This window comes from Noviluteimonas gilva (assembly GCF_009740395.1).
GTDB classification, from domain to species: domain Bacteria; phylum Pseudomonadota; class Gammaproteobacteria; order Xanthomonadales; family Xanthomonadaceae; genus Noviluteimonas; species Noviluteimonas gilva.
The window spans coordinates 356,011-379,305 of sequence record NZ_WOXT01000004.1 but is presented as its reverse complement, the minus strand read 5'-3'; the positions used below and the strand labels follow the sequence as shown (position 1 = coordinate 379,305).

General features: G+C 67.3%; 21 protein-coding genes. 8 read left to right on the top strand and 13 right to left on the bottom strand.

Annotation, left to right across the window (positions count from 1 at the left end; translation table 11 throughout):
- Position 1: 1 nt before the first annotated feature.
- From GN331_RS13975 to GN331_RS13945, 7 genes are all read right to left on the bottom strand, one after another.
- On the bottom strand, positions 2 to 838 hold the full coding sequence (locus tag GN331_RS13975; RefSeq protein ID WP_156642857.1) for a phosphatidate cytidylyltransferase: 837 nt from the start codon (positions 836 to 838) through the stop codon (positions 2 to 4).
- Positions 835 to 1,611 (bottom strand): polyprenyl diphosphate synthase, encoded by a 777-nt coding sequence (uppS, locus tag GN331_RS13970; protein ID WP_156642855.1) that lies wholly within the window; start codon positions 1,609 to 1,611, stop codon positions 835 to 837. Before uppS ends, GN331_RS13975 begins: the two co-directional genes overlap by 4 nt.
- A 15-nt stretch (positions 1,612 to 1,626) precedes the next feature.
- Complete coding sequence (frr, locus tag GN331_RS13965; protein WP_156642853.1) at positions 1,627 to 2,184, bottom strand: ribosome recycling factor; 558 nt, start codon at positions 2,182 to 2,184, stop codon at positions 1,627 to 1,629.
- Positions 2,185 to 2,371: 187 nt separating this feature from the next.
- On the bottom strand, positions 2,372 to 3,286 hold the full coding sequence (locus GN331_RS13960) for a cation diffusion facilitator family transporter (RefSeq protein ID WP_156642851.1): 915 nt from the start codon (positions 3,284 to 3,286) through the stop codon (positions 2,372 to 2,374).
- Between the two features lie 7 nt (positions 3,287 to 3,293).
- The gene (gene pyrH / locus GN331_RS13955) at positions 3,294 to 4,016 is read right to left on the bottom strand and encodes a UMP kinase (RefSeq protein ID WP_331713493.1); all 723 of its coding nucleotides are present in this window, start codon (positions 4,014 to 4,016) and stop codon (positions 3,294 to 3,296) included.
- Positions 4,017 to 4,079: 63 nt separating this feature from the next.
- Positions 4,080 to 5,105 carry a zinc-dependent alcohol dehydrogenase family protein gene (locus tag GN331_RS13950; RefSeq protein ID WP_156642847.1) on the bottom strand — a complete coding sequence of 342 codons (1,026 nt, stop codon included), beginning with the start codon at positions 5,103 to 5,105 and terminating at the stop codon, positions 4,080 to 4,082.
- Positions 5,102 to 5,512, bottom strand: coding sequence for a DoxX family protein (locus tag GN331_RS13945; protein ID WP_156642845.1), 411 nt, complete (start codon positions 5,510 to 5,512; stop codon positions 5,102 to 5,104). The genes GN331_RS13950 and GN331_RS13945 overlap by 4 nt, the downstream gene beginning before the upstream one ends.
- Before the next feature lie 74 nt (positions 5,513 to 5,586).
- Here GN331_RS13945 and GN331_RS13940 point away from each other — a divergent pair, with 74 nt between their 5' ends.
- Positions 5,587 to 6,462: a LysR family transcriptional regulator gene (locus GN331_RS13940; protein WP_156642844.1), complete on the top strand. Its 876-nt coding sequence runs from the start codon at positions 5,587 to 5,589 to the stop codon at positions 6,460 to 6,462.
- 87 nt (positions 6,463 to 6,549) lie between these two features.
- Positions 6,550 to 7,035: a hypothetical protein gene (locus GN331_RS13935; protein ID WP_156642842.1), complete on the top strand. Its 486-nt coding sequence runs from the start codon at positions 6,550 to 6,552 to the stop codon at positions 7,033 to 7,035.
- 283 nt (positions 7,036 to 7,318) lie between these two features.
- On the opposite strand, the gene tsf is transcribed toward GN331_RS13935, so the two are convergent.
- Entirely contained in the window at positions 7,319 to 8,200 is an 882-nt protein-coding gene (gene tsf, locus GN331_RS13930) for a translation elongation factor Ts (RefSeq protein WP_156642841.1), read from the bottom strand.
- A 107-nt stretch (positions 8,201 to 8,307) separates the two neighbouring features.
- Positions 8,308 to 9,123, bottom strand: a complete 816-nt coding sequence (rpsB, locus tag GN331_RS13925; protein WP_156642840.1) for a 30S ribosomal protein S2 — start codon at positions 9,121 to 9,123, stop codon at positions 8,308 to 8,310.
- Positions 9,124 to 9,416: 293 nt separating this feature from the next.
- Here rpsB and map point away from each other — a divergent pair, with 293 nt between their 5' ends.
- The 6 genes from map to asnB all read left to right on the top strand — a co-directional run bounded on the left by map (position 9,417) and on the right by asnB (position 17,157).
- Positions 9,417 to 10,193 (top strand): type I methionyl aminopeptidase, encoded by a 777-nt coding sequence (map, locus tag GN331_RS13920; protein WP_156642837.1) that lies wholly within the window; start codon positions 9,417 to 9,419, stop codon positions 10,191 to 10,193.
- Positions 10,190 to 12,832 (top strand): [protein-PII] uridylyltransferase, encoded by a 2,643-nt coding sequence (gene glnD / locus GN331_RS13915; protein ID WP_156642836.1) that lies wholly within the window; start codon positions 10,190 to 10,192, stop codon positions 12,830 to 12,832. Before map ends, glnD begins: the two co-directional genes overlap by 4 nt.
- Positions 12,829 to 13,716 carry a 2,3,4,5-tetrahydropyridine-2,6-dicarboxylate N-succinyltransferase gene (dapD, locus tag GN331_RS13910; protein ID WP_156642834.1) on the top strand — a complete coding sequence of 296 codons (888 nt, stop codon included), beginning with the start codon at positions 12,829 to 12,831 and terminating at the stop codon, positions 13,714 to 13,716. The genes glnD and dapD overlap by 4 nt, the downstream gene beginning before the upstream one ends.
- Positions 13,717 to 13,719: 3 nt before the next feature.
- On the top strand, positions 13,720 to 14,079 hold the full coding sequence (locus tag GN331_RS13905; protein WP_156642832.1) for a Spx/MgsR family RNA polymerase-binding regulatory protein: 360 nt from the start codon (positions 13,720 to 13,722) through the stop codon (positions 14,077 to 14,079).
- The gene (gene dapE, locus GN331_RS13900; protein WP_197427154.1) at positions 14,076 to 15,203 is read left to right on the top strand and encodes a succinyl-diaminopimelate desuccinylase; all 1,128 of its coding nucleotides are present in this window, start codon (positions 14,076 to 14,078) and stop codon (positions 15,201 to 15,203) included. Before GN331_RS13905 ends, dapE begins: the two co-directional genes overlap by 4 nt.
- 244 nt (positions 15,204 to 15,447) lie before the next feature.
- Entirely contained in the window at positions 15,448 to 17,157 is a 1,710-nt protein-coding gene (asnB, locus tag GN331_RS13895; protein WP_156642830.1) for an asparagine synthase B, read from the top strand.
- Between the two features lie 3 nt (positions 17,158 to 17,160).
- Here the strand turns inward: asnB and GN331_RS13890 are convergent, their stop codons facing one another.
- The 4 genes from GN331_RS13890 to parC form a co-directional block, all read right to left on the bottom strand.
- Positions 17,161 to 17,811 carry an OmpW/AlkL family protein gene (locus GN331_RS13890; RefSeq protein WP_197427146.1) on the bottom strand — a complete coding sequence of 217 codons (651 nt, stop codon included), beginning with the start codon at positions 17,809 to 17,811 and terminating at the stop codon, positions 17,161 to 17,163.
- A 99-nt stretch (positions 17,812 to 17,910) separates the two neighbouring features.
- Positions 17,911 to 20,259: a penicillin acylase family protein gene (locus GN331_RS13885; protein ID WP_156642828.1), complete on the bottom strand. Its 2,349-nt coding sequence runs from the start codon at positions 20,257 to 20,259 to the stop codon at positions 17,911 to 17,913.
- A gap of 24 nt (positions 20,260 to 20,283) precedes the next feature.
- Entirely contained in the window at positions 20,284 to 20,958 is a 675-nt protein-coding gene (locus tag GN331_RS13880; protein WP_156642827.1) for a thiopurine S-methyltransferase, read from the bottom strand.
- Positions 20,955 to 23,198, bottom strand: coding sequence for a DNA topoisomerase IV subunit A (gene parC / locus GN331_RS13875; protein WP_156642826.1), 2,244 nt, complete (start codon positions 23,196 to 23,198; stop codon positions 20,955 to 20,957). Before parC ends, GN331_RS13880 begins: the two co-directional genes overlap by 4 nt.
- Positions 23,199 to 23,295: the final 97 nt, after the last annotated feature.

The following is a 23,295-nucleotide window of genomic DNA, read 5'->3' as shown; positions in this document are numbered from 1 at the left end:
ATCAGAAGCCGAAAAGACCCTTGCCGAGCGCGAACACCGGCAGCGCGGCGAGCACGCTGTCGATGCGGTCGAGGATGCCGCCGTGGCCGGGGATCAGGTCGCCCGAATCCTTCGCGCCCACGTGGCGCTTGAGCAGGCTTTCGAACAGATCGCCGACCACCGAGAACAACACGGTGACCACGACGACGATCGCGACGAAGGGCAATTGCGCGACGGTTGCGCCCGCGAACGGCGCCGCGGCCAGTGCGATGACGAGCGCGGCGATCATGCCGCCGACCAGGCCTTCGATGGTCTTGTTCGGGCTGATGCGCGGGCTGAGCTTGTGCTTGCCGAACTTGCGGCCGGCGAAATACGCACCGCTGTCGGCGGCCCAGATCACCAGCAGCGCGATCAGCAGCCAGCGATGGCCGTTGGGTTGCCCGCCGTGGATCAGCGCGAGCGCGCACCACGCCGGCACCACCGCGAGCGTGCCCGCGGCGAGCTTGAACATGCGCGCGTGCGTGTCGTGGTCGGAGGCGAAGTTGAAATGCTTCAGCCACAGCATCGACAGCAGCCACCAGATCACGCCGATGACGGTGGCGATCTGGAACAGCACGAAGCTGTAGCCGGTGGCCGTGCGCGAGGCCCAGACGATCGCGACCATCAGCGCGAGGTTGGCCACGAGCAGCACGCTGCGATGCAGGGTGTCGTCGATTTCGGCCAGTCGGAACCATTCCCACAACCCGGCGAGGAACAGGACCGCGCCGCAAGCGACGAGCCACGGCGTGTCGAGGAACAACACGGCCGCGATCGCGAGCGGGGTCATGAACAGCGCGGCCAGCAGTCGCGTGCGGGTCATTCGGGGGTCCCGTGGTCGGGTGGCGGTGGGAAGGAGGCGGAAACCTGGGCCCCGGTGAGACCGAAGCGCCGCTCTCGCATCGCGTAGTCGTCCAGGGCCTGGCGGAGTGTGGCGGCATCCACGTCCGGCCACAACGTTTCGGTGAACCACAACTCGGTGTAGGCGAGCTGCCAGAGCAGGAAGTTGCTCACGCGCACGTCACCGCCGGTGCGGATGAACAGATCCGGCGGCGGCAGGTCGGCGAGCGCCATGCGCGAAGCGAAGGCGGCTTCGTCGATGTCTTCGGGCTTCACGCGTCCGGCCGCGACATCCATCGCCAGCTTGCGTGCGGCGTTCACGATGTCCCAGCGACCGCCGTAACTCGCGGCGATGGTCAGGTGCAGCACGTCGTTGCCGCGCGTGGTGGCTTCGGCGGCGTCCATGCGCGCGCGGATCGCGGGGCCGAACCGCTCGTCGCGTTGGCCGATGAAACGGATGCGCACGCCGCGGCGGTGCAGTTCCTCGACTTCGCGCTCCAGCGCGTTGAGGAACAGTTTCATCAACGCGCCGACTTCATCCTCCGGCCGCCCCCAGTTTTCGCTGGAGAACGCGAACAGGGTGAGCGCGTGGATGCGGTGCTCGATGCAGAAGTCCACGCAGTTCTGGACGGCGCGCGCGCCGGCGCGATGGCCGATGGCGCGCGGACGGCGACGGCGTTCGGCCCAACGGCCGTTGCCGTCCATGATCACGGCGAGGTGGCGCGGAATGCGCGCCGGCGATGCGTCGGAAGGCATGCAGGGGCCGTGGCGTCAGACCGCCATCAGCTCCTGCTCCTTGGCCTTGACCACTTCGTCGACCTCCTTGATCGCCTTGTCGGTCAGCTTCTGGATGTCGGCTTCGCTGCTGCGCTCTTCGTCTTCGGTGATCTGCTTGTCCTTCAGCAGTTCCTTGATGTGGTGGTTGGCGTCGCGGCGGATGTTGCGGATCGCGATCTTCGCGTCCTCGCCACCGGCGTGCACGTGCTTGGACAGTTCCTTGCGGCGCTCTTCGGTGAGCGGCGGCAGGTTGATGCGGATGACGGTGCCCGCGGTGTTGGGCGTCAGGCCGAGGTCGGAGGCGAAGATCGCCTTCTCGACGACCGCGACCATCGGCTTTTCCCACGGCGTGATCGTCAGGGTGCGCGCGTCGGCGACGGCGACCGTGGCGACCTGGCTCAGCGGCATCTCCGAGCCGTAATAGTTGACCTTCAGGTGGTCGACCAGCGCGGAGGTCGCGCGGCCGGTCCGGAGCTTGGTCAGTTCCTGCCGGAATGCATCCACGCTCTTCTGCATGCGGGCGGTGGCGTCTTTCTTGATGTCGCTGAGCATCGCGGGCTCCGGGTCCTTTCGATCAGGCGCGGGATTCTACCAGCCGGTCGGGGGAAAGCCTCGCTGCGACCTGGGGGCAAGGGGCTTGAGAGCCCGCAGCGAACTGGGGGCAAGGGGGGCTTGAACGCCCGCAGCGATCTGGGGGTAAGGGGGGCTTGGCCCCCCTTAAACCCCGGGTTGAACGGCGTCAGTAATGCGGCGCTCTGTCGTGTTGATCGTGGCAGCCGGTGCCGAACTCGATCTGCAGCGTCGGATGATTGATCCCGAAGCGTTCGTCCAGATCGTTGGCGAGGGCGTCGATGAAGACGTCGTGGTCGTCGGCGTTCGCGCGGACCAGGTGCGCGGTCATCGCCACCTCGCCGGCGCCGAGCGACCAGATGTGCACGTGGTGCACGGCGGTCACGCCGGGGCAGGAGGCGAGGAAGGCGCGGACCTGCGCCTGGTCGATCTGGCGCGGCACGGCATCCATCGCCGCATTGAAGCTGTCGCGCAGCAGGCGGAAGGCACTGAAGGCGACCACCGCGCCGACCAGCAACGCGGTCAACGGATCGAGCCAGCGCCAGCCGAAGACCAGCATGCCCGCACCCGCGAGCACGGCCGCGAAAGACACCGCGGCATCGGCCATCAGATGCAGGAACGCGCCGCGCCGGTTGAGGTCGTCGTGCCCGCCGTGCATGAACCACGCCGCGCCGAGATTCACCGCGATACCGATCGCGGCGACCACCATGACCGTCACGCCGGGCACTTCGGGCGGTGCGAAGAAGCGCCGCATCGCTTCCCATGCGAGCGCGCCGGAAAACCCCGCGAGCACGATGGCGTTGGCGAGCGGCGAGAGCAGCGTCGCGCGACGCCATCCGTAGGTGTGCGTTTCGGTCGGCTTGCGTCGCGCGATGACGGCCGCGCCCCACGCGAGCGCGAGGCCGAGCACGTCGCCGAGGTTGTGCAGCGCATCGGAGAGCAACGCGAGCGAATTGGTCGCGAAGCCGTAGCCGGCTTCGAGCACCGTGTAGGCGAGGTTGAGCAGCGTCACCCACGCGAAGGCGCGGATGCCGGCATCGCCGTGGTGGTGGTCGTGCGCGTCGTGCGAATGCCCGGCGCCCATGCCGACCTCAGCCGCGGCCGCGGACGAGCGTGCCGATGTTCTCGCCGCGCAGGATCTTCAGCAGCACGCCCGGCTGCGACATGTCGAAGATGCGCAGCGGCAGGTCGCTGTCGCGCGCCAGTGCGAAGGCGGCGGTGTCCATCACCTGCAGATCGCGCGAGATCACTTCGTCGTAGGTGAGCGAGTCGAAGCGCACCGCGTCGGTGTGCTTCTTCGGGTCCTTGTCGTACACGCCGTCGACCTTCGTCGCCTTGAGCAACAGGTCGGCGCCGATTTCGATCGCACGCAGCGCGGCGCCCGAATCGGTGGTGAAGAACGGCGCGCCCACGCCCGCGGCGAAAATGGTGATGCGGCCCTTCTCCAGGTGCCGGATCGCGCGGCGGCGGATGTAGTCCTCGCACACGTCGTTGATCTTGATCGCGCTCATCACGCGCGCGCGGCCGCCGCGTTTTTCGAGCGCGTCCTGCATCGCCAGCGCATTGATGACCGTGGCGAGCATGCCCATCTGGTCGCCCGTCACGCGGTCCATGCCGCCGGCGGCCAGCCCCGCGCCGCGGAAGATGTTGCCGCCGCCGAGCACGAGCGCGATTTCCGCGCCGGCCTCGCGGGCCTCCATCACTTCATCGGCCAGCCGGCCGATGACCTTGGGATCGATGCCGTAGTCCTCGTCCCCCATCAACGCTTCGCCGGACAGCTTGAGCAGGACACGGCGACAGGCGAGCTGGGACACAGGCGACTCCTCGGGGGGCAAGGGAAAATCCTCGGCGATTCTATCCGATGCCCGCCCGGGGGCTCAGGCGATCCGCACGACGACCTTGCCCAGGTGCCTGCCGGAGGCCAGGTGCGCGAATGCGGCCGGTGCGTCGTCGAAGGCGAACACGCGATCCACCAGCGGCCGCAGCCCGCGTTGCGCGACGAAGGCCACGAGGCGCTCGGCCATGGCGCGGCTGCCGACCAGCACGCCCGCCAGCCGCTTCATGCCGCCGATGAGCGCGAAGGGCTCGATCCATCCGCCGAAGCCGCCGCTCGCGCCGCCGACCATCGCGACCGTGCCGCCCACGCGCACCGACGCGATCGATTGCCCGAGCGTGCGTTCGCCGCCGACTTCGACGACGAGATCGGCGCCGCGCCCGTTGGTGAGCCGCAGGACTTCTTCCGACCAATCCGGATGCGTGCGGTAGTTGATCGTCGCATCCGCGAGCGTGCCCACGAAAGCGCGCTTGGCTTCGTCGGAGGTGGTCACGATCGTGCGCAGTCCCGCGGCATTCGCGAGTGCGAGCGCCCACATCGATACGCCGCCCGTGCCGAGCAACACCACCGTGTCGCCGGGGCGCAGCGGCGTCGTTTCGAACAACGCGTGCCACGCGGTGAGTGCGGCGCAGGGGAGCGTGGCGGCTTCGATGAAATCCAGATGCGCGGGAATCGCGAACACCGCGTCTTCGTGCGCGACGATGGCTTCGGCGAGCACGCCGTCGACCATGCCGCCGAGGCTGCCAGTGGTTGCATCGGCCGTAGGCGCGCCGTCGATCCAGCGCGGATAGAACGCTGCGGCAACGCGATCGCCGATGCGCCAGCGCGTGACGTCGCGTCCGATCGCTTCGATCACGCCAGCGCCATCGGAAGCGGGAACGATGCGGCCTTCGCCGGAGGATGCGATGTCGAGATCGCGTGCGTTGAGCGACGCGGCGTGGAGGCGGACGCGCACGTCGTGGGGTCCGAGGTCGGGCAGCGCGCGTGTCGTGCGACGCAGGCGTTGAATGCCTGCGCCGCGTTCGACTTCCCACGCGGAAACCGACTCCGCGCGAAGCACGGCGTTCATGCGTGCGCTTCCAGGGTGAAGGCGCGGCTGCGGCGCAGCGCGTAATCGCCATCGCCCGACAGCCACAGCGCGATCGACACGACGATCAGGAACAGCGGGTATTCCCAGCCGCCGCCGGTCGCGGTGAACACCCAGCCGTTCGGCACGTGCGTCAAGAACGCGACGGCCAGGATCGGCACGAGCAGCAACGCGACCTGGCGTGCGTAGAAGCCGGCAAGGATCGCCAAGCCGCCGGCGAGCTCGGCGACGACAACGGGGTAGGCGAGGAAGCCCGGGATGCCCTTGGATTCGAAGAAAGCGGCCGTGCCGGGCAGGGTGAAGACGAGGATCTTGAGCAGGGCGTGCGACAGCCACATCGCGGCGAGCGCGAGGCGGAGCAGCAGCGGGGCGTAGGTGCGGGTGTCCATGGGGAGCTCGGTTGCGGTGAAGGTGGACGCACTCTAGGATTGCGACGACGCAATCGGAATATGTGGAATCACAAATGCCAGTTGCATCCGTGCAATACGAGCTGGGCCCTGCGGATCTGCGCGTCGTGCTCGCCCTCGCGCGGCGGGGCACGCTCGCGGCGGCGGGCGAATTGCTGGGTGTCGACGCGTCCACGGTGTTCCGCGCGCTGCAGCGCGTCGAGAAGGGGTTGCAGCAGCGGCTGTTCGAACGCACGCGCGCCGGCTATCGCCCGAGCGAACTGGGCGCGCAACTCGCGCGACACGCCGAGCGCATCGAAACCGAACTCGAGACCGCGCGCGGCGTCGCGCAGGCGCCGGGGCAGGCGGTGTCGGGCACGGTGCGCATCAGCACGACGGACACCTTGCTGCACGGCCTGTTACTGCCCGCGTTGCGCGATCTGTCGCAAACGCATCCGTTGTTGTCGTTCGAAATCAACGCGAGCCACGAACTCGCGAGCCTCACCAAGCGCGACGCGGACATCGCACTGCGCGCGACCTCGCGTCCGCCAGACCATGTCGTCGGCAAGCATCTCGGCACGATTCGCGTCGCGATCTACGGGCCGCGCACGCGCGGTCGCAAGCCCGATCCCGCGACAAGCCCGTGGATCGCGCCCGACGAAGCGCTTCCGCAACACCAGGGCGTGCTGTGGCGCAAACGCCACATGCCCGGGATCGTCCCGCGCGTGCAGGTGAACAGCATCTTGTCGGTCGCCGAAGGCATCGCCGCGGGGCTGGGCGTGGGCGTGTTGCCGCTGTTCCTTGCGCGCGATCGCCACGACCTGGTTGCACTCACCGAGCCGCTCACGGATGCCGAAACGCAGCTGTGGTTGTTGACGCATCCGGAGTCACGCCATCTGCGACGCATCGCGACGGCGGCGCATCACCTGGCAGAGCACGTCACGCTGGATTGAACGCCTTCCCATTGGCGAACCTGCGGGCGCAACATCGAGCGCGCATCGCCTTCTCGCCGTCGTGCGCTCGCTGGAAGAGTGCAGCGGATGGAAGATGCCATCGTCCGCAGGAAGTGGAAGTACACGCCGATTCCAGCGACACGCTGGAGCGTGGAAAGCCGCTTGCAGCATCCATCGAACGGCACCGCGTGTTTCGGCGCCATGCCGGAGGTCGTGCATGCAGGCAGGACCATCTTCGCAGGCGGAGACATCGTGCTCCGCTATGGCCGCCATACAGGAAGTCGCTTCAGCCAGAATGGCTTCGGGTTCCGCCACATCTGGGCGCGGCGGTTCCACCATGTCGCGGAGCATGGCGAGGCAATGGACGCGGTCTGCGAATTCGTCGCCGGAATCCTGCGGCCCGGCGCGCACGTGTACTGGGAGACGGGCCGGCGCGTGGCGATCTTCTGCAACGCGAATGGAGAGGTCATCGTCGAGGAGCGCGGCACCGCGGAACGCCCGTTCTACTCGATCGTCACTGCGATCAGGCACCCCGTAAAACCGAAGGGCTCCCGTCTGGGAGCCCTTGGCTGAGTGTTGGTCCGGGCCGTAGAAGTATTCCCTTAGTCAACCGTGTGGCTTGGTCGGGAACTGGCTCATGGCGGAGAGCCATCGGGCCGCCTGGGAGTGTCGGTCTCCCAATCGCACTGATTGACGCGAAGGCTCCAACTCGACCACGCCTTCCGCCACGAACTCTTGCATCGGTCCAACGCGAGGCATCGTGCCTCAAGCCAACGCCACGATCAACGGCCATTCACAGACAAAGAAAAACCCGCGGTCACCCGCGGGTTTTTCGTCGTTCACTTGTCGCGGTGGATCAGACCTGCATCGCCTTGGCCACTTCGGCGGCGTAGTCTTCCTTCACCTTCTCGATGCCTTCGCCGACGGCGAGACGCTGGAAGCCGACGACATCGGCGCCGGCGGCCTTCACCGTGGCTTCGACCGTCTTGTCCTGGTCCAGCGCGTACGGCTGGCCGTACAGCGTCACTTCGTTGACGATCTTCGCGATCTTGCCGCTGATGATCTTCTCGAGGATTTCGGCCGGCTTCTGCTTGTCCTTGTCGGACATCTTGGCCAGTTCGATTTCCTTTTCCTTCGCGACGAAGTCGGCCGGCACGTCGGCGGCCTTGTTGTGCGGCGGATTCAGCGCGGCGATGTGCATCGCGATGCCGCGGGCCAGGTCGGCGTCGCCGCCCTTGAGTTCCACGAGCACGCCGATCTTGTTGCCGGTGTGCACGTAGGCCGCGACGTTGTTGGCGGTGTCGATGCGCACGAGGCGACGGACCTGCACGTTCTCGCCGACCTTGGAGATCACGGCGGCGCGCGTTTCCTCGACCGTTTCGCCCGAGGGCATCTTCGCGGACTTGAGCGCTTCGACGTCGGCGGCGCCGGACGTCAGCGCGGTCTGCGCGACGGCGTCGGCGAAGCGGATGAAGTTGTCGTCCTTCGCCACGAAGTCGGTTTCGGAGTTGATCTCGACCAGCACGGCTTTGTTGCCCGACTGGGCGACCGAGATGCGGCCTTCGGCGGCCACGCGGCCGGCCTTCTTGTCGGCCTTGGCCAGGCCCGACTTGCGCAGCCATTCGGCCGAGGCTTCGATGTCGCCGTTGTTTTCGGTGAGTGCCTTCTTGCACTCCATCATGCCGGCGCCGGTGCGCTCGCGCAGTTCCTTGACGAGGGAAGCGGTGATTTCAGCCATGGGGGTTCCTCTGGAAAATGGGTGTCATCCCTGCGAACGCAGGGCGGCAGGAATGACGAAACGAGCAGCAGCCGCGCAGTCTTGCGCGGCTGCGTGACAGCCGATGCTTACTCGGCCTTGGCGGCCGGCTTGCGCGGGGCGGCCTTCTTGGCCGGGGCGCGGCGCGGGCCCTTCTTGTCGTCGCCTTCGGCGCCGGCGGCTTCGGCGAAGTCTTCTTCGCGCACGTTGGCGGCCGACGGAGCGGCAGCCTTGCCTTCGAGCACGGCGTCGGCCGCGGCGCGGGCGTACAGCTGCACGGCACGGATGGCATCGTCGTTGCCCGGGATGGCGTAGTCGACCAGGGCCGGATCGTAGTTGGTGTCGACGACCGCGATCACCGGGATGCCGAGCTTCTTGGCTTCCTTGACGGCGATGTCTTCGTGGCCGATGTCGATCACGAACAGCGCGTCGGGCAGGCGGTTCATGTCCTTGATGCCGCCGAGCGAGGCTTCGAGCTTGTCGCGCTCACGGCGCAGGCCGAGCACTTCGTGCTTGACCAGCTTCTGGAACGTGCCGTCGGTTTCGCCGGCTTCCAGTTCCTTCAGGCGCTGGACCGACTGCTTGACCGTGCGGAAGTTGGTGAGCGTGCCGCCCAGCCAACGCTGCGTCATGTACGGCATGCTGCAACGCGTGGCTTCTTCCTTGATCGCCTCGCGCGCCGAGCGCTTGGTGCCGACGAACAGGATGGTGCCGCGCTTCTGCGCGATGGCCGAGATGAAGTTCATCGCGTCGGAGAAGAGCGGCATCGTCTTCTCGAGGTTGATGATGTGGATCTTGCCGCGGGCGCCGAAGATGTACGGGCCCATCTTGGGATTCCAGTAGCGCGTCTGGTGGCCGAAGTGGACGCCGGCTTCCAGCATCTGGCGCATGGTGACCTGGGACATTGCGGTAACTCCTGACAGTGGAACCTGCCGCCCATTGGTTGGGGCGGACGATGGTTCCGGGGTTGGGCCTCCCTGTCGCTTCCGCCTCCGAACCTCTTGCGAGGCACCCCGGGGCGGGCTGTTGCGGCAGGTGTGGATTCGAGGGTGACGCCCCTCGTGGGCGGCTTCCGGGGGCATGTGCCACGGGAAGGAGCGGAATTCTAGCGGTTCCAGCCACTTGCGGGCAAGTCGTGGAACGCTCCGGCGCGGGGATGTGATGGCCGGGAAGGGCCCCGGGAGGCGATAATCCCCCCATGTCGATCACCATCAAGTCCCCCGAGGACATCGAGAAGATGCGCGTCGCCGGCCGCCTGGCCGCCGAGGTCCTGCAAGTCGTCGCCCCGCACGTGAAGCCGGGCGTGACCACCGCCGAACTCGACCGCATCTGCCACGACCACATCGTCAACGTGCAGCAGGCCATCCCGGCCAACGTCGGTTACCGGGGCTTCCCCGCGACCGTCTGCACGTCCGTCAACAACGTCATCTGCCACGGCATCCCGAGCGAAGCCAAGGTCCTGAAGGACGGCGACATCGTCAACATCGACGTCACCGTCATCAAGGACGGCTGGCATGGCGACACCTCGCGCATGTACTACGTCGGCGCGCCGTCGGTGATGGCCAAGCGGCTGGTGGACACCACGCGCGAGGCGATGTTCCGCGGCATCCGCACCGTCAAGCCGGGCGCCACGCTCGGCGACATCGGCCATGCGATCCAGCAATTCGCCGAAGGCGAACGCTTCAGCGTGGTGCGCGAGTACTGCGGCCACGGCATCGGCACGGTCTATCACGAAGACCCGCAGGTGCTGCATTACGGCCGCCCGGGCGAAGGCCTGGTGCTCAAGAAGGGCATGACCTTCACGATCGAACCGATGATCAACGAAGGCGCACGCCACACCAAGCTGCTGCCCGACGGTTGGACCGTGGTGACCAAGGACCGCAAGCTTTCGGCCCAGTGGGAACACACGGTGGTGGTGACCGACGACGGCGTCGAGATCCTCACCCGCGTCCCCGGCGACGACAACGACCTATGACAGATCCCGCCGCCGCCTCCAGGCCGGCGGCGAGCGCGCCGCCGAGCGAACCCGCCGCATGGGCCGCGCAGGCGCGTGCGCGCCTGATCGACGCCGATGCCGCGCTCGCTGCGCGTTTCGACCGCAACGAAGACATCGACACGCTGCTGCGCGACCGCGCGATGGCGGTCGACGCGATCGTGCGCGACGCCTGGTCGCAATGCATCGCCGATGACGTGAAGCTCGCGCTGTTCGCCGTCGGTGGCTACGGCCGCGGCGAGTTGTATCCGCAGTCGGATATCGACCTGCTCGTTCTCGCCGAACCCGATGCGCAGACCGCGCAACACGACGCCCTCGCACGCTTCTTCGCGCTGCTGTGGGACGCGGGCCTGCCGACCGGCCACGCCGTGCGTTCGCACAACGAATGCACCAGCGCCGCGCGCGAAGACATCACCGTGCTCACCGCGCTGTCCGAAGCGCGCCCGCTGGTGGCCGACGAACACGACCTGCGCGCGCTGCTGCACGCCATCGACACGCGCCATGTGTGGCCCGCGCGCGAATACTTCCGCGCCAAGCGCGAGGAACAGCGCGTGCGGCAAGCGCGCTTCGGCGACACCTCGGACAACCTCGAACCCAATCTCAAGGAAGGCCCGGGCGGCCTGCGCGATATCCAGACGCTGCGCTGGATGGCGCTGCGCGTGCTCGGCCAGCGCGATGCGCAGGGCATGATCGCCCTCGGTCAGCTCGGTGCCGACGAATACGCCACGCTCGAACGCGAACGCCGCGCGCTCGCCCGCCTGCGTTACGGCTTGCACCTGGTCGCCAATCGCCGCGAAGAACGCCTGCGTTTCGATCACCAGAAGACGCTCGCCACGCGCCTGGGGCACGTCGATGCCGACGGCACGCTCGCCGTCGAACAAATGATGCAGGGCTTCTATCGCAGCGCGTCCATCGTGCTGCGCATCAACGATCGGTTGCTGCAACGCTTCGAGGAACAACTCGAAGGCGAAGTCGCGCCCGAGCCGATCGACGCTGCGTTCGAATTGCGCCGCGGCTATCTCGCCGCGCGCGATCCACAGTGGCCGAACGGCGACACCGCGGCGATCTTCGCGTTGTTCGCGACCTGGGCGGCGCAACCGTGCATCCGCGGCCTACATTCGCAAACGGCGCGCGCGCTGGCCGAGTCGCTGCCGACCATTCCCGCGTATACCGACGCGACGCCCGAGCTGCGCGCACAGTTCATCGCGCTGCTGCGTGGTCCGCATGCGGTCGAGACCGTCGCGCGCCTCGCGCGGCTTGGTGTGCTCGCGCGCTGGTTGCCGGCGTTCGCGCAGGTATCCGGTCGCATGCAGTTCGACCTGTTCCATGTCTTCACCGTCGACCAGCACACGCTCGCGGTGCTACGGAACATCGCCGGCTTCGCCGCGGGTACGCAGGACGAGCGCTTCTCGATTGCGCACGAAGTGCACCCACGCCTGCGCAAGCCGGAATTGCTGCTGCTCGCCGGCCTCTTCCACGATATCGCGAAGGGGCGGGGCGGCGATCACTCCGAACTCGGCGCCGTCGACGCACGCGAATTCGGCGTCGCGCACGGCCTGAGCGACGCCGACACCGAACTCATCGCGTGGCTCGTGCGCAAGCACCTGTTGATGTCGATCACCGCGCAGAAGCAGGACATCTCCGATCCCGAGGTCATCCATCGCTTCGCGCACGAAGTCGCCGACCGCGAACGCCTGGACTTGCTGTACCTGCTGACCTGCGCCGACATCGCCGGCACCTCGCCGAAGTTGTGGAACGCGTGGAAGGACCGCCTGCTCGCCGATCTCTACACGGCGACGCGCCTGGCCTTGCGTCGTGGCCTCGAGCATCCCGTCGCCGCCGCCGACCGCATCGCCGAAGCGCGGGCGTCCGCGCAGACGCTGCTCGCGCAATTCGGCATCGCGGCCGAAGAAGCGCAGCGCCTGTTCGCGCTGATGCCCGATGAAACCTTCCTGCGTGCGCGGCCCGACCAGATCGCGTGGCAGGCCACCGTCGTGCGCGGCGCGAAGCCCGACGTCGTGCGCGTGAGTGCGCGCACTCTGAACGCACAGGGCGCGGCGCGCATCGGTGCATTGGAAGTGTTCGTGCTCGCGCCCGATCGCGACGGCCTGTTCGCGGCGATCGTCGCGACGTTGGATCGCGCGGGCCTGGCGATCATGCAGGCGCGCCTGTTCGACGGCCCGGATGCGCGCGTGTTCGATACGTTCGAAGTGCTGCCGGCCGAAGGCCAGCGTGCGGTGGCGGCGGAGGAAGTCGAGCGACGCCTGACGACCGCGCTCGCCGTGGCGAACCTCGACACGATCAAGCCGGTGCGCCGCAACCAGCCGCGCCACCTGCGACATTTCCGCATCGCACCGCAGATCGGGTTCGTCGATGCCGCCGACGGGCGCCGCACCTTGCTCAGTTTGGTCTGCACCGATCGACCGGGCCTGCTCGCCGATGTCACGCAGGTCTTCCGTGCACAGCGCCTGCGCGTGCACGATGCACGCATCGCGACCTTCGGCGCCCGCGCCGAGGACGTGTTCCAACTCACCGACGAGCGCGACCACGCGCTCGACGACGCGCGCCGCGACGCCCTGCGCGCGGCGCTGTCGGCCCTTTTCGATGGAGATCCACGATGACCGCCCGCAAGACCACGAGGAAGAAGGCATCCACCACGCCGCAGCCCGCGCCGGGCCTGAGCGTGGAGGAGCTGAAGTTCCACATCGACAGCGCGTGGGAGCGCCGCACGATGCTTACGCCCGAAGAGATCGAGTGGGCCACGCGCCCGTCGGTCGAGCGCGTGATCGAAGGCATGGAGAGCGGCGAGTTCCGCGTCGCCGAGCCTGATGGCAAAGGCGGCTGGCAGGTCAACGAGTGGCTGAAGAAAGCGGTGCTGCTGTACTTCCGCACGCGCGACATGACGCTGATGGAAGGCGAGCCGGCGCCGTTCTGGGACAAGGTGCCGCTGCGCTTCCAGGGCTTCGGCGAATCGCAGTTCCGCAAGCTGGGCGTGCGCGTGGTGCCGGGCACGGTCGTGCGCCGCGGCACGTATCTGGGCAAGGACGTCGTGCTGATGCCCAGTTTCGTGAACATCGGCGCGCATGTCGGCGCCAACACGATGGTCGATACCTGGGCGACGGTCGGGTCGTGCGCGCAGGTCGGCAAGCATTGCCATATCTCCGGCGGCGCGGGCATCGGCGGCGTGCTGGAACCGCTGCAGGCCTCGCCGACGATCATCGAAGACCATTGCTTCATCGGTGCGCGCTCGGAAGTGGTCGAAGGCGTGGTCGTCGGCCACCACAGCGTGATCGGGATGGGCGTCTTCCTAGGCCAGAGCACGCGCATCTACAACCGCGCGACGAAGGAAATCACCTACGGTTACGTGCCGCCGGGTTCGGTGGTCGTCTCCGGTTCGCTGCCGGCGGAGGATGGCTCGCACTCGCTGTACTGCGCGGTGATCGTCAAGCAGGTGGATGCGAAGACCCGTTCGAAGACCTCGATCAATGACCTCTTGCGCGGGTAAGCAATGACCACTCTCTACGGCCTGTCCAACTGCGACACCTGCAAGAAGGCGCGCAACTGGTTGGAGCGCTTCGGCATCGCGTACACCTTCGTCGACTATCGCGACAATCGCCAGGCGGCCACCACGCTCGCCGATTGGGCGAAGCAGGCCGGCGGGTTCGATGCGCTGATCAACAAGTCGTCGACGACGTGGCGCGAGCTCCCGCAGGGGCGCAAGACGCCGGGCAGCGATCCGGAATGGCAGTTGCTGCTGAAGGAATATCCGCAGCTGATTCGTCGCCCGGTTGTCGTCACCGACGACGGCACGGTCACGCAGGGATTCACCGACAACGGCTTCAAGCTGCGGTTCGGAGTGCGCCAGTGAGCGACGTGTTGGCGTTGTCGAAGGCGCTGATCGAACGCGCGTCGGTGACGCCGGACGATGACGGCTGCCAGGCGATGCTCGCGTCGCGTCTATCGCGTGCGGGCTTCGCGTGCGAATCGCTGCGCTTCGGTGACGTCGACAATCTGTGGGCGACGCACGGCAGCGAGGGGCCGGTCCTCGTTTTCCTCGGTCATACCGATGTCGTGCCGTCGGGTCCGCGCGAGGCGTGGGCGAGCGATCCGTTCGTGCCGACCGAACGCGACGGGCTGTTGTACGGCCGCGGCGCGGCGGACATGAAGGGCAGCGTCGCGGCGTTCGTCGTCGCGCTGGAGCAGTTCGTTGCCGCGCATCCGCAACATCGCGGCACCGTCGCGATGCTTGTCACGTCGGACGAGGAGGGCGATGCGATCGATGGCGTGCGTCGCGTCGCCGACGTCTTTCGCGAACGCGGGCAGCGCATCGATTGGTGCGTGACGGGTGAGCCGTCGTCGAAAGCGAAACTTGGCGATCTACTGCGCGTCGGCCGTCGCGGCACCTTGTCGGCGACGATGACGATTCGCGGCATCCAGGGCCACGTCGCGTATCCCGACAAGGCACGCAACCCGATCCACCAGGCTTTGCCCGCGCTCGACGAACTGGTCGCGCGCCGATGGGACGAAGGCTTCGAAACCTTCCCGCCCACCAGCCTGCAGATCAGCAACATCCACGCGGGCACCGGCGCGAACAACGTGATCCCCGGCGAGATGCAGGTCTTGTTCAACCTGCGCTTCAACCCGAACTGGAGCGCAGCGCAGCTGGAAGCCGAGTGCGAAGCGATCTTCCGCAAGCACGCGCTCGAGTACGCGATCCACTGGCATCGCGGTGGCGAACCGTTCCACACGCCCGAAGGTCCGCTGCGTGCCGCGGCGCGCGAGACGCTGGCTGAAATCGCAGGTTCTGCGCCGGAGGAAAGCACGGGCGGCGGAACCTCGGACGCGCGCTTCATCGCGCCGCTCGGCGCGCAGTGCGTCGAGATCGGGCCGGTGAATGCGAGCATCCACAAGGTCGATGAGCATGTGTCGATCGCCGACCTCGAAGCGCTGCCGGGGCTGTATCTCGCCCTCATGCGCCGGTTGCTCGCCTGAACTCCCTCTCCTGCAAGCAGGGGAGGGCTGGGGTGGGGTTGCGTAGTCCCCCGCGTAGCGCTAGGGTCGGTGCCATGACGTTCACCCGCGCCAATAATCGCAATTCGAATAACGCCAGCCTCCCGCGGGCCGGCGATTCGCGCGTGCGATAGAACGTTTTCCACGCAAAGATTCGCCCGAAGCCCGCGCCGCAAGCGCGGGCTTCCTGCGTTAGCGGCCTCCGAAAATCCAAAGGAGTCCGTCCATGTGTTCCATCCTCGGCATCTTCGACGCGCGCCCGCACGCGGACCTGCGTCCGCTGCGCCCGCTCGCGTTGTCCCTCTCCGCGCTGCAACGGCATCGCGGGCCCGACTGGTCCGGCGTGCATGCCGAAGCCCACGCGATGCTCGTGCACGAGCGCCTGGCCATCGTCGACCCGGCCGGCGGCGCGCAGCCGATCGTGTCGGCCGACGGCGCGCTCGTGCTCGCGGTCAACGGGGAGATCTACAACCATCGCGAATTGCAGGATGGGCTCGCGGCGCCGTACGCGTTCACGACCGGCTCCGATTGCGAGATCGTCAGCGCGCTGTATCGCGAAGCCGGGCCGGAGGCGTTCGCGCGCCTCAACGGCATCTTCGCGTTCGCGCTGTGGGATGCGGCTGAGCAGCGTGTCGTGATCGCACGCGATCCGCTCGGTGTGTGTCCGCTGTACTGGGGCCACGATGCAGACGGGCGCTTGTGGGTCGCGTCGGAGATGAAGGCGATCGTGCGCGTCTGCGCCGATGTCGCGGTGTTTCCGCCCGGGCATTGGTACGACAGCGCGACCGGTGCGCTCGTTGCGTTTCATGACCGTGCATGGCGCGAATACGAGGCAACGCGTGGCGTCGAAGTCTCACCGCCCGCGTTGCGTGAAGCGCTCGAATCCGCCGTCCATCGCCAACTCATGAGCGACGTGCCTTATGGCGTGTTGTTGTCCGGCGGGCTCGACTCCTCGATCGTCGCGGCGTGCGCGGCCTTGCATGCGCGGCGCCGCGTCGAAGACGACGACCGCAGCGAAGCCTGGTGGCCGCGCCTGCATTCCTTCGCGATCGGCCTGGCGGATTCGCCCGACCTCGCCGCCGCGCAGGTGGCCGCCGACGCGATCGGCACGGTGCACCACGGCTTCACCTACACGCTGGAAGAAGGGCTCGATGTGCTGCCCGACGTGATCCGCCATGTAGAAACCTACGACGTCACGACGATCCGCGCGTCGACTCCGATGTTCCTCCTCGCGCGCCGCATCAAGGCGATGGGCGTGAAGATGGTGCTGTCGGGCGAGGGTGCCGATGAGATCTTCGGCGGCTATCTGTATTTCCACAAAGCGCCGGATGCGCGCGAATTCCACGCCGAGACCGTGCGGAAGCTCGATGCGCTGCACCAGTTCGACTGTGCGCGCGCCAACAAGGCGATGATGGCCTGGGGCGTGGAGGCGCGCGTGCCGTTCCTCGACCTGGCGTTCCTCGATGTCGCGATGGCGATGGATGCCGATGCGAAGTGCGTGCGCATGCGCGGCGGGCGGAAGATCGAAAAGGCGGTGTTGCGCGAGGCCTTCGAAGGCGCGTTGCCCGACGCGATCCTGTGGCGGCAGAAGGAGCAGTTCAGCGACGGCGTCGGTTACGGCTGGATCGACGGACTGAAGGCCTATGCCGCGCGCGAAGTGAGCGACGCGGAGTTCGCGACGGCGGCAGAGCGGTTTCCGATCAACACGCCGGAGACGAAGGAAGCGTTCCTGTATCGGCGGTGGTTCGAAGCGATGTTCCCGGGAGATGCCGCGGCGCGCACGGTGCCGGGTGGGAAGTCGATCGCGTGTTCGTCGCCGGCGGCGATCGCGTGGGATGCGAGTTTTGCCTCGCGCGCCGACCCGTCCGGCCGCGCCATGCGCGAAGTGCACGCCGCCGCCGCGTCCGTGGAGGACGACGCGGCGACGGCGGCATGAACCTCAGAAGCGGTAACCGATGGACACGCCGTAATAGGTCTTGTCGCTCTTGACCGTGCGCGACATCGGATTGCTGAGGGTTGTCACGTCCATGGAGGAATCCATCCAGCGGACGTCGCCGCGGGCGAACCAGCCATCGGCGATGGCGTAGTCCAGGCCGGCGACGGCGGCGAAGCCGTTGTCGCTGGACAGCTTCAGGCCGGTGACCTCGTCATACGCCACGTTCGTGCGGACACCGCTGACGTTGGTCCAGTGCCAGCCCGCGCCCACGAAGGGCGTGAAGCGACCCATGCCACCGAAGTGGTACTGCGCCATCAGCGAGACCGGCGCGGTGGAGTATTCGGCGACGCGGATGTCCGGCGCGAACTCCGGGTCGATGTGCACGTGGTGCTCGGCGCCCTGCGAGGTCCACAGTTCGACCGCCCAGTGCTTGTTGATGAACCACGAGGCCGACAGGCTCCACACGCTGTCGCTGTCGTCGCTGTCGATGGTCGCCAGCGGGCCCGGCATCTCGAGCGGAACGCCGACAAGAGGATTGCCGCCGCCTTCGAGGCTGCCGTAGCCGCCCGTGAAGGCAAAGCCGGGGCCGTCGGTGGCGAACGCGGTGGCCGGCGCGAGCGCGAGGGCCAGCGCGATCAGTTTCAGTTTGGTCATGCTCGATTCCAATAAGGGGGAGGGAAACGCCGCGGCATCGTAGTGGCGCGTGCGAGCCATCCTTCTTGGATTCGGCCGGTTGGTGCAGACGAAATTTCGCTAATTCAGCGTAAGCGTGTGCTCTGTCGGACCCGGGAGGAAAGGCGTGGGACGTCCCTGCACCCAGTCGTCGTGTCCCGCGCCCCAATACGGCGACAGCGGATGCCCGCTCTGTCCGCCCGGCATGTGGAAGATGCCATCCGCTTCGTGACCCGGCGAGACGACCATGCGCTCGGACGCGCCGTTGTCGGGCGATTGCGCGCGCGGCGTGGTCGCATCGCCGGACAGCGGATCGGCCGGCATGCACAACAGCTTGCGCGCGAAGAACAGCGCACGCGCCAAGGGATGACAGATGCGCGCGGCGTTCGCTTCGCCCCACGTGCGTTCGGCGAGTTCGCCTTCGCCTTCGAGGTCCGCGCGCACTTCCTTCGCGGCGTCTTCGAACAATGCCGTCCACGTCTTGTAGCGTCGCGGCAGCAGATGCATCGGCCGCTGCGTGACCAGCGGCCACGCGACGCCTTCGAGCTGCGGCATCTGCGGCATCACGAAGTCCTGCCCGAGCTCCGCCTGCGCCGGTGCCGTGAGTCCATCGGCGAGGCGATCGAGCACCGCGCGGCGCCACGCCTTCACGATGCGGAAGCTGACGGACGAGGGCATCGCGCGACCTTCCCAGGTGCGCGACGCATCGGCCAGCGCATGCAAGGCAGGCGTGCCGTCGGTTTTCGCCTGCGCCTGCATCAATTGCCACCAGCGATACAGGAACACCGCGCGATCATCGGTCTGGATCTCGAGCAGCGCGCGCTCGTCGAATTGCGGGCGTTCGAACAGATCGCTGCGAATGCGATGCGCGCGCACGCCGAGCCAGAAATTCCCGTCGTACAAACGCGCGGCGCCGGGTCGATCCTGGATCGTTCGCGCGTTCGCGCTCCACAACCGCGCCGACGTTGGTCGCGCGACCACGGGCGATGCGTCGAGTCGCAATCCCCACGGCGCGCACGTGCCCGCATCCGGCATCGGGGCATCGCACCCGGCCGCACGTTGCGGCAAGGGACCGATCACGCGCCATGCGATGTCGCGCTTCCCCGCGATCAGCAGGTTCTGCGCGGGAATCGCCGCGCGACTCGCGCGACGCAATGCATCGTCGACATCGGTGGCGTACGCCATGTCCATGAACGCCAATCGCAACGACCCCGGCAAATGCGCGGACCACCGAAGCGCAAGCGCATCGCCGTTCTCCGCTTCGTCGAGCACCGGTCCCCACGGCGATTCCTCGACATTGATGTCGACCGCAGAGCCGCCCGCAACCTCGATGCGCTCGCGATGCACCTGCAAGGGAACGCACGCGCCCTTGATGCGGTAGCGCGCCTCGCCGCATTTCACCAACCGTCCCCAATCCGCCGCGTCGATGTAACCGTTGGTGAAACCCCATGCGACATGCCCATTGCTGCCGACCACGATCGCGGGCATGCCGGGCAGGGTGACGCCGTTGAGATCGACGCGGCCCGCTTCGGCGCGCGCATCGGGATAACGCAGGCGCGTGCGGAACCAGATGTTCGGCGCGCGCAAGGCCAGGTGCATGTCGTTGGCCAGGATCGCGCGGCCGTCGCGCGTCGCATCGCCGCTGACGGCGAAGTTGTTGCTGCCGATCGCGGGCGGATCGGGCAACGACGGAATCGCTGCGAGGAAGGGCACGGGCAGGTCGCGCAAGTTCAATGCATCCGGACCGGGTAACTTCGCGTCGCCGGTCGGCGGGCCCGTCAGCGGCGCATCCCAGCTCGATCCATCGTGCGTGAGCAGCGCATACAAGGCCGGCGGCACGTGCGATTGCAGCTTCCACAACGCGAGTTCCCGCTTGTTGCCCGCGTCCTGCAGGTCGAAGTACATCGCGTAACCGACCAGCGGCGTATCTTCCGCGCGCCACGGCTTCGGATGCTGGCGCAACACCAGATACGCCCACGGCCGCGCGGAGAGCGCATCGAGTCCCGCGTTCACGCCCTGCGTGTAGGCCTCCAACTGCGCGCGCCGATCACCGGCGATTTCATTCAAGCGCTCCTGCACGCGTGCGCGCATGCGATGCGAACGCGCCGCCTTGTCGACGCCCAGCGCGATCTCGCCGAACAATCCCGACAACTCACCCGCCGCCGAGCGGCGCATCAAATCCATCTCGAAGAAGCGCTCTTGCGCATGCACGTAGCCGAGTGCGCGCAGGGCGTCGGTTTCGTTCGCGGCGTTGATGGTGACCACGCCCAGTGCATCGCGCTGGATCGTCACCGGCGCGGACAGGCCGGGCAGGGATTGCGTGCCTTCCAGCTTCGGCAGGCTCGCGCGCATCGCCAGCCACAGCGCGAACAGCGCGATCAGCAACAGCCCCAGCAGCCCCAAACCGATCCGGATCATCCAGCGCCGCATGCAGCCCCCTTCGTGCGACGCGCGTCAGCGCCGCTGCAGTCGATATGCCACCGCGTGCAGGGCCGTCACGCCTTCGTTCCGCCACGATGCCTGGTAGGCCAGGATCTCGCGGCGCACGAGCACGTCGACGGTCCAGTCGGATTCGAACAGGTCCCGCACTTCCGCTTCGCGCACGGAGAAGGGCGGCCCCTGTTTTTCATGTTCGGGATATTCGAGCGTGACCATCAGCCCGACGCAGCCGCGCGGCAATTGCGCATAGACCTCGCGCGCGTAGCGCTGGCGCAACCCGCGCGGTAACGCGATGATCGCGGCGCGATCGAAGAACGCGCGGCATTTGGCGAGATCCTGCGCATCCAGCGCAAACACATCGCCACACAACAACGCGATCGGACCGGACCGCCACAGCGCACCCTTCGGCGTCTCTTCGACCTTCGCCTCCAACCGCTGCTCCGCGAAAAACTGCTCGACCGCGAGCGACGCCAGCTCCACGCCGAACACGTCATGCCCGTGCTCGGCGAGCCACGGCATGTCGACCGACTTGCCGGCCAGCGGCACGAACACCGTCGAACCTTCGGGCGCACCCACGCGCTCCCAACATTCGACGAGCAAGGGCGACGGCGTGTCCTGGTGGAACCCGATCCGGCCCTCGCGCCAGCGCGCCAGCCAGTTCTCGCGATCGCGCAGCAGCTCCTCGCTCATTCCACGACCAGGCCGTCGACCTTCTGCCAACCGCGCGGCAACAGCCCGCCACGCGACGCGCGTGCACCGATGTATTCGTCGAGCTCCTTGAACGACAGCGTCATCGAACGCGACCCCGACTTCACCGAAAGCTTGCCGCCCGGCGGCACGACGGCGACTGCGACGACACGTTCGGTCCCGAGCTTCGCCTTCGGAATCTCGATGATCTTGTTGCCCTTGCCCTTGTCGAGTTCCGGCAGATCGCTGACCGCGAACGCAAGCAGATGGCCCGCACTCGTGACCGCGACGACGCGATCGCTTTCGACCCCGCCCACCTGCGCCGGCTGCAACACCTTCGCGCCCGGCGTGAGCGAGAGCATCGCCTTACCCGCCTTCTGACGACCCGTGAGGTTCACGAACTTGGTGACGAAGCCATACCCGTGCGAAGACGCGAGCACGAAGCGCGTTTCATCGTCGGCGCTGGCGATCGCCTGGAACGACGCGCCCGAAGCGAGCGCGAAGCGTCCGCTCAAGGGCTCACCATTGCCCCGCGCACTCGGCAGCGTGTGCGCGACGGTGGAATAGCTGCGCCCCGTCGAATCGAGGAACGCGACCTGCTGCGTACTCCGCCCACGCACCGCGGCGAGCAAACCATCGCCATCGCGATACGACAGCGCCGCCGCATCCACATCGTGTCCCTTCGCCGCGCGAATCCAGCCCTTCTCGCTGAGCACGACCGTCATCGGCTCGCTCGGCACCAGCTCGGTTTCGTCCAGCGCCTGCGCGGCATCGCGCGCGACCAGCGGCGAACGGCGCGCGTCGCCGAACTTCTTCGCATCGGCCAGCAACTCGTCCTTCACCAACTTCTTCAGCTTCGCCTTGCTTTCCAACGTGGCGATGAGCTTTTCCAGTTCCGTCGACAGCTCGTCCTGCTCGCCGCGGATCTTCATTTCCTCCAGGCGCGCCAGTTGCTTCAGGCGCGTCTCGAGGATGTAGTCGGCCTGCTCGTCGCTAAGCGCGAAGCGCGCGATCAACGCATCGCGCGGCTCGTCTTCGGTGCGGATGATGCGGATGACTTCATCGAGATTGAGGAAGGCGATCAACAAGCCTTCCAGCATGTGCAGGCGGCGCTCGACGCGTTCCTTGCGATGCTGCAGGCGGCGCACGACGGTGTTGGTGCGGAACACCAACCACTCGCTCAGCAGCTCCTTGAGATTCTTGACCCGCGGGCGGCCGTCTTCGCCGATGACGTTGAGGTTGACGCGATACGAGCGCTCGATGTCGGTCGTCGCGAACAAATGGCCCATCAACTGCTCGGCATCGACGCGGTTGCTGCGCGGCACGAGCACGACGCGCACGGGATTCTCGTGGTCGGATTCGTCGCGGATGTCTTCCAGCCACGGCAGCTTCTTCGCGCGCATTTGCGCTGCGATCTGCTCGATGACCTTCGACGAGGACACCTGGTAGGGCAGGGCGGTGATGACGATGTTGGACTGTTCTTTCACGAACGTGCCGCGCGCACGCACGCTGCCCAGGCCGGTTTCGTACATCGACAACAGGTCGGCGGCCGGCGTGATGATCTCCGCCGTCGTCGGGTAATCGGGGCCGCGCAGGTGCTCGCACAGGTCGCGCACGGTCGCGTCGGGATCCTCGAGCAGGCGGATGCACGCGGCAACCACTTCGTTGAGGTTGTGCGGCGGGACGTCGGTGGCCATGCCCACCGCGATGCCCGTCGTGCCGTTGAGCAGCAGGTGCGGCAGGCGCGCGGGCATCCACGAAGGCTCGTCCAGCGTGCCGTCGAAGTTCGGCACCCAATCGACCGTGCCCTGGGCCAGTTCGCCCAACAACACTTCGGCGATCGGCGTGAGCTTGGATTCGGTGTAACGCATCGCGGCGAAGGATTTCGGATCGTCGCTCGAACCGAAATTGCCCTGGCCTTCGATCAGCGGATAGCGATACGAGAACGGCTGCGCCATCAACACCAGCGCCTCGTAGCAAGCCGAGTCGCCGTGCGGATGGTATTTGCCGATCACGTCGCCGACGGTGCGCGCGGATTTCTTCGGCTTGGCCCCGGCGTTGAGCCCGAGCTCGCTCATCGCATAGATGATGCGGCGCTGCACCGGCTTGAGCCCGTCGCCCAGGAAGGGCAGCGCGCGGTCCAGCACGACGTACATGGAGTAATCGAGATACGCGCGTTCGGCGTATTCGCGGAGGGGGATTTGCTCGAAGCCGTGGAAGACGGGGCGGACGGTGTCGTTCATCGAATGCTGCGTGGGGACAGTCGCCGGAAGTGTACCCGCCGCCGCCGGATGAAGAATGTTTCATCTCCGGGCAACCGGCCCGCAAGCCGCGCGGGCG

Excerpts from the sequence above, each read along its gene's own strand:
- GN331_RS13975 (WP_156642857.1), bottom strand. The coding sequence starts at position 838 with ATGACCCGCACGCGACTGCTGGCCGCGCTGTTCATGACCCCGCTCGCG.
- uppS (WP_156642855.1), bottom strand. The coding sequence starts at position 1,611 with ATGCCTTCCGACGCATCGCCGGCGCGCATTCCGCGCCACCTCGCCGTG.
- frr (WP_156642853.1), bottom strand. The coding sequence starts at position 2,184 with ATGCTCAGCGACATCAAGAAAGACGCCACCGCCCGCATGCAGAAGAGC.
- GN331_RS13960 (WP_156642851.1), bottom strand. The coding sequence starts at position 3,286 with ATGGGCGCCGGGCATTCGCACGACGCGCACGACCACCACCACGGCGAT.
- GN331_RS13950 (WP_156642847.1), bottom strand. The coding sequence starts at position 5,105 with ATGAACGCCGTGCTTCGCGCGGAGTCGGTTTCCGCGTGGGAAGTCGAA.
- GN331_RS13945 (WP_156642845.1), bottom strand. The coding sequence starts at position 5,512 with ATGGACACCCGCACCTACGCCCCGCTGCTGCTCCGCCTCGCGCTCGCC.
- GN331_RS13940 (WP_156642844.1), top strand. The coding sequence starts at position 5,587 with ATGCCAGTTGCATCCGTGCAATACGAGCTGGGCCCTGCGGATCTGCGC.
- GN331_RS13935 (WP_156642842.1), top strand. The coding sequence starts at position 6,550 with ATGGAAGATGCCATCGTCCGCAGGAAGTGGAAGTACACGCCGATTCCA.
- tsf (WP_156642841.1), bottom strand. The coding sequence starts at position 8,200 with ATGGCTGAAATCACCGCTTCCCTCGTCAAGGAACTGCGCGAGCGCACC.
- rpsB (WP_156642840.1), bottom strand. The coding sequence starts at position 9,123 with ATGTCCCAGGTCACCATGCGCCAGATGCTGGAAGCCGGCGTCCACTTC.
- map (WP_156642837.1), top strand. The coding sequence starts at position 9,417 with ATGTCGATCACCATCAAGTCCCCCGAGGACATCGAGAAGATGCGCGTC.
- glnD (WP_156642836.1), top strand. The coding sequence starts at position 10,190 with ATGACAGATCCCGCCGCCGCCTCCAGGCCGGCGGCGAGCGCGCCGCCG.
- dapD (WP_156642834.1), top strand. The coding sequence starts at position 12,829 with ATGACCGCCCGCAAGACCACGAGGAAGAAGGCATCCACCACGCCGCAG.
- GN331_RS13905 (WP_156642832.1), top strand. The coding sequence starts at position 13,720 with ATGACCACTCTCTACGGCCTGTCCAACTGCGACACCTGCAAGAAGGCG.
- asnB (WP_156642830.1), top strand. The coding sequence starts at position 15,448 with ATGTGTTCCATCCTCGGCATCTTCGACGCGCGCCCGCACGCGGACCTG.
- GN331_RS13890 (WP_197427146.1), bottom strand. The coding sequence starts at position 17,811 with ATGACCAAACTGAAACTGATCGCGCTGGCCCTCGCGCTCGCGCCGGCC.
- GN331_RS13885 (WP_156642828.1), bottom strand. The coding sequence starts at position 20,259 with ATGCGGCGCTGGATGATCCGGATCGGTTTGGGGCTGCTGGGGCTGTTG.
- GN331_RS13880 (WP_156642827.1), bottom strand. The coding sequence starts at position 20,958 with ATGAGCGAGGAGCTGCTGCGCGATCGCGAGAACTGGCTGGCGCGCTGG.
- parC (WP_156642826.1), bottom strand. The coding sequence starts at position 23,198 with ATGAACGACACCGTCCGCCCCGTCTTCCACGGCTTCGAGCAAATCCCC.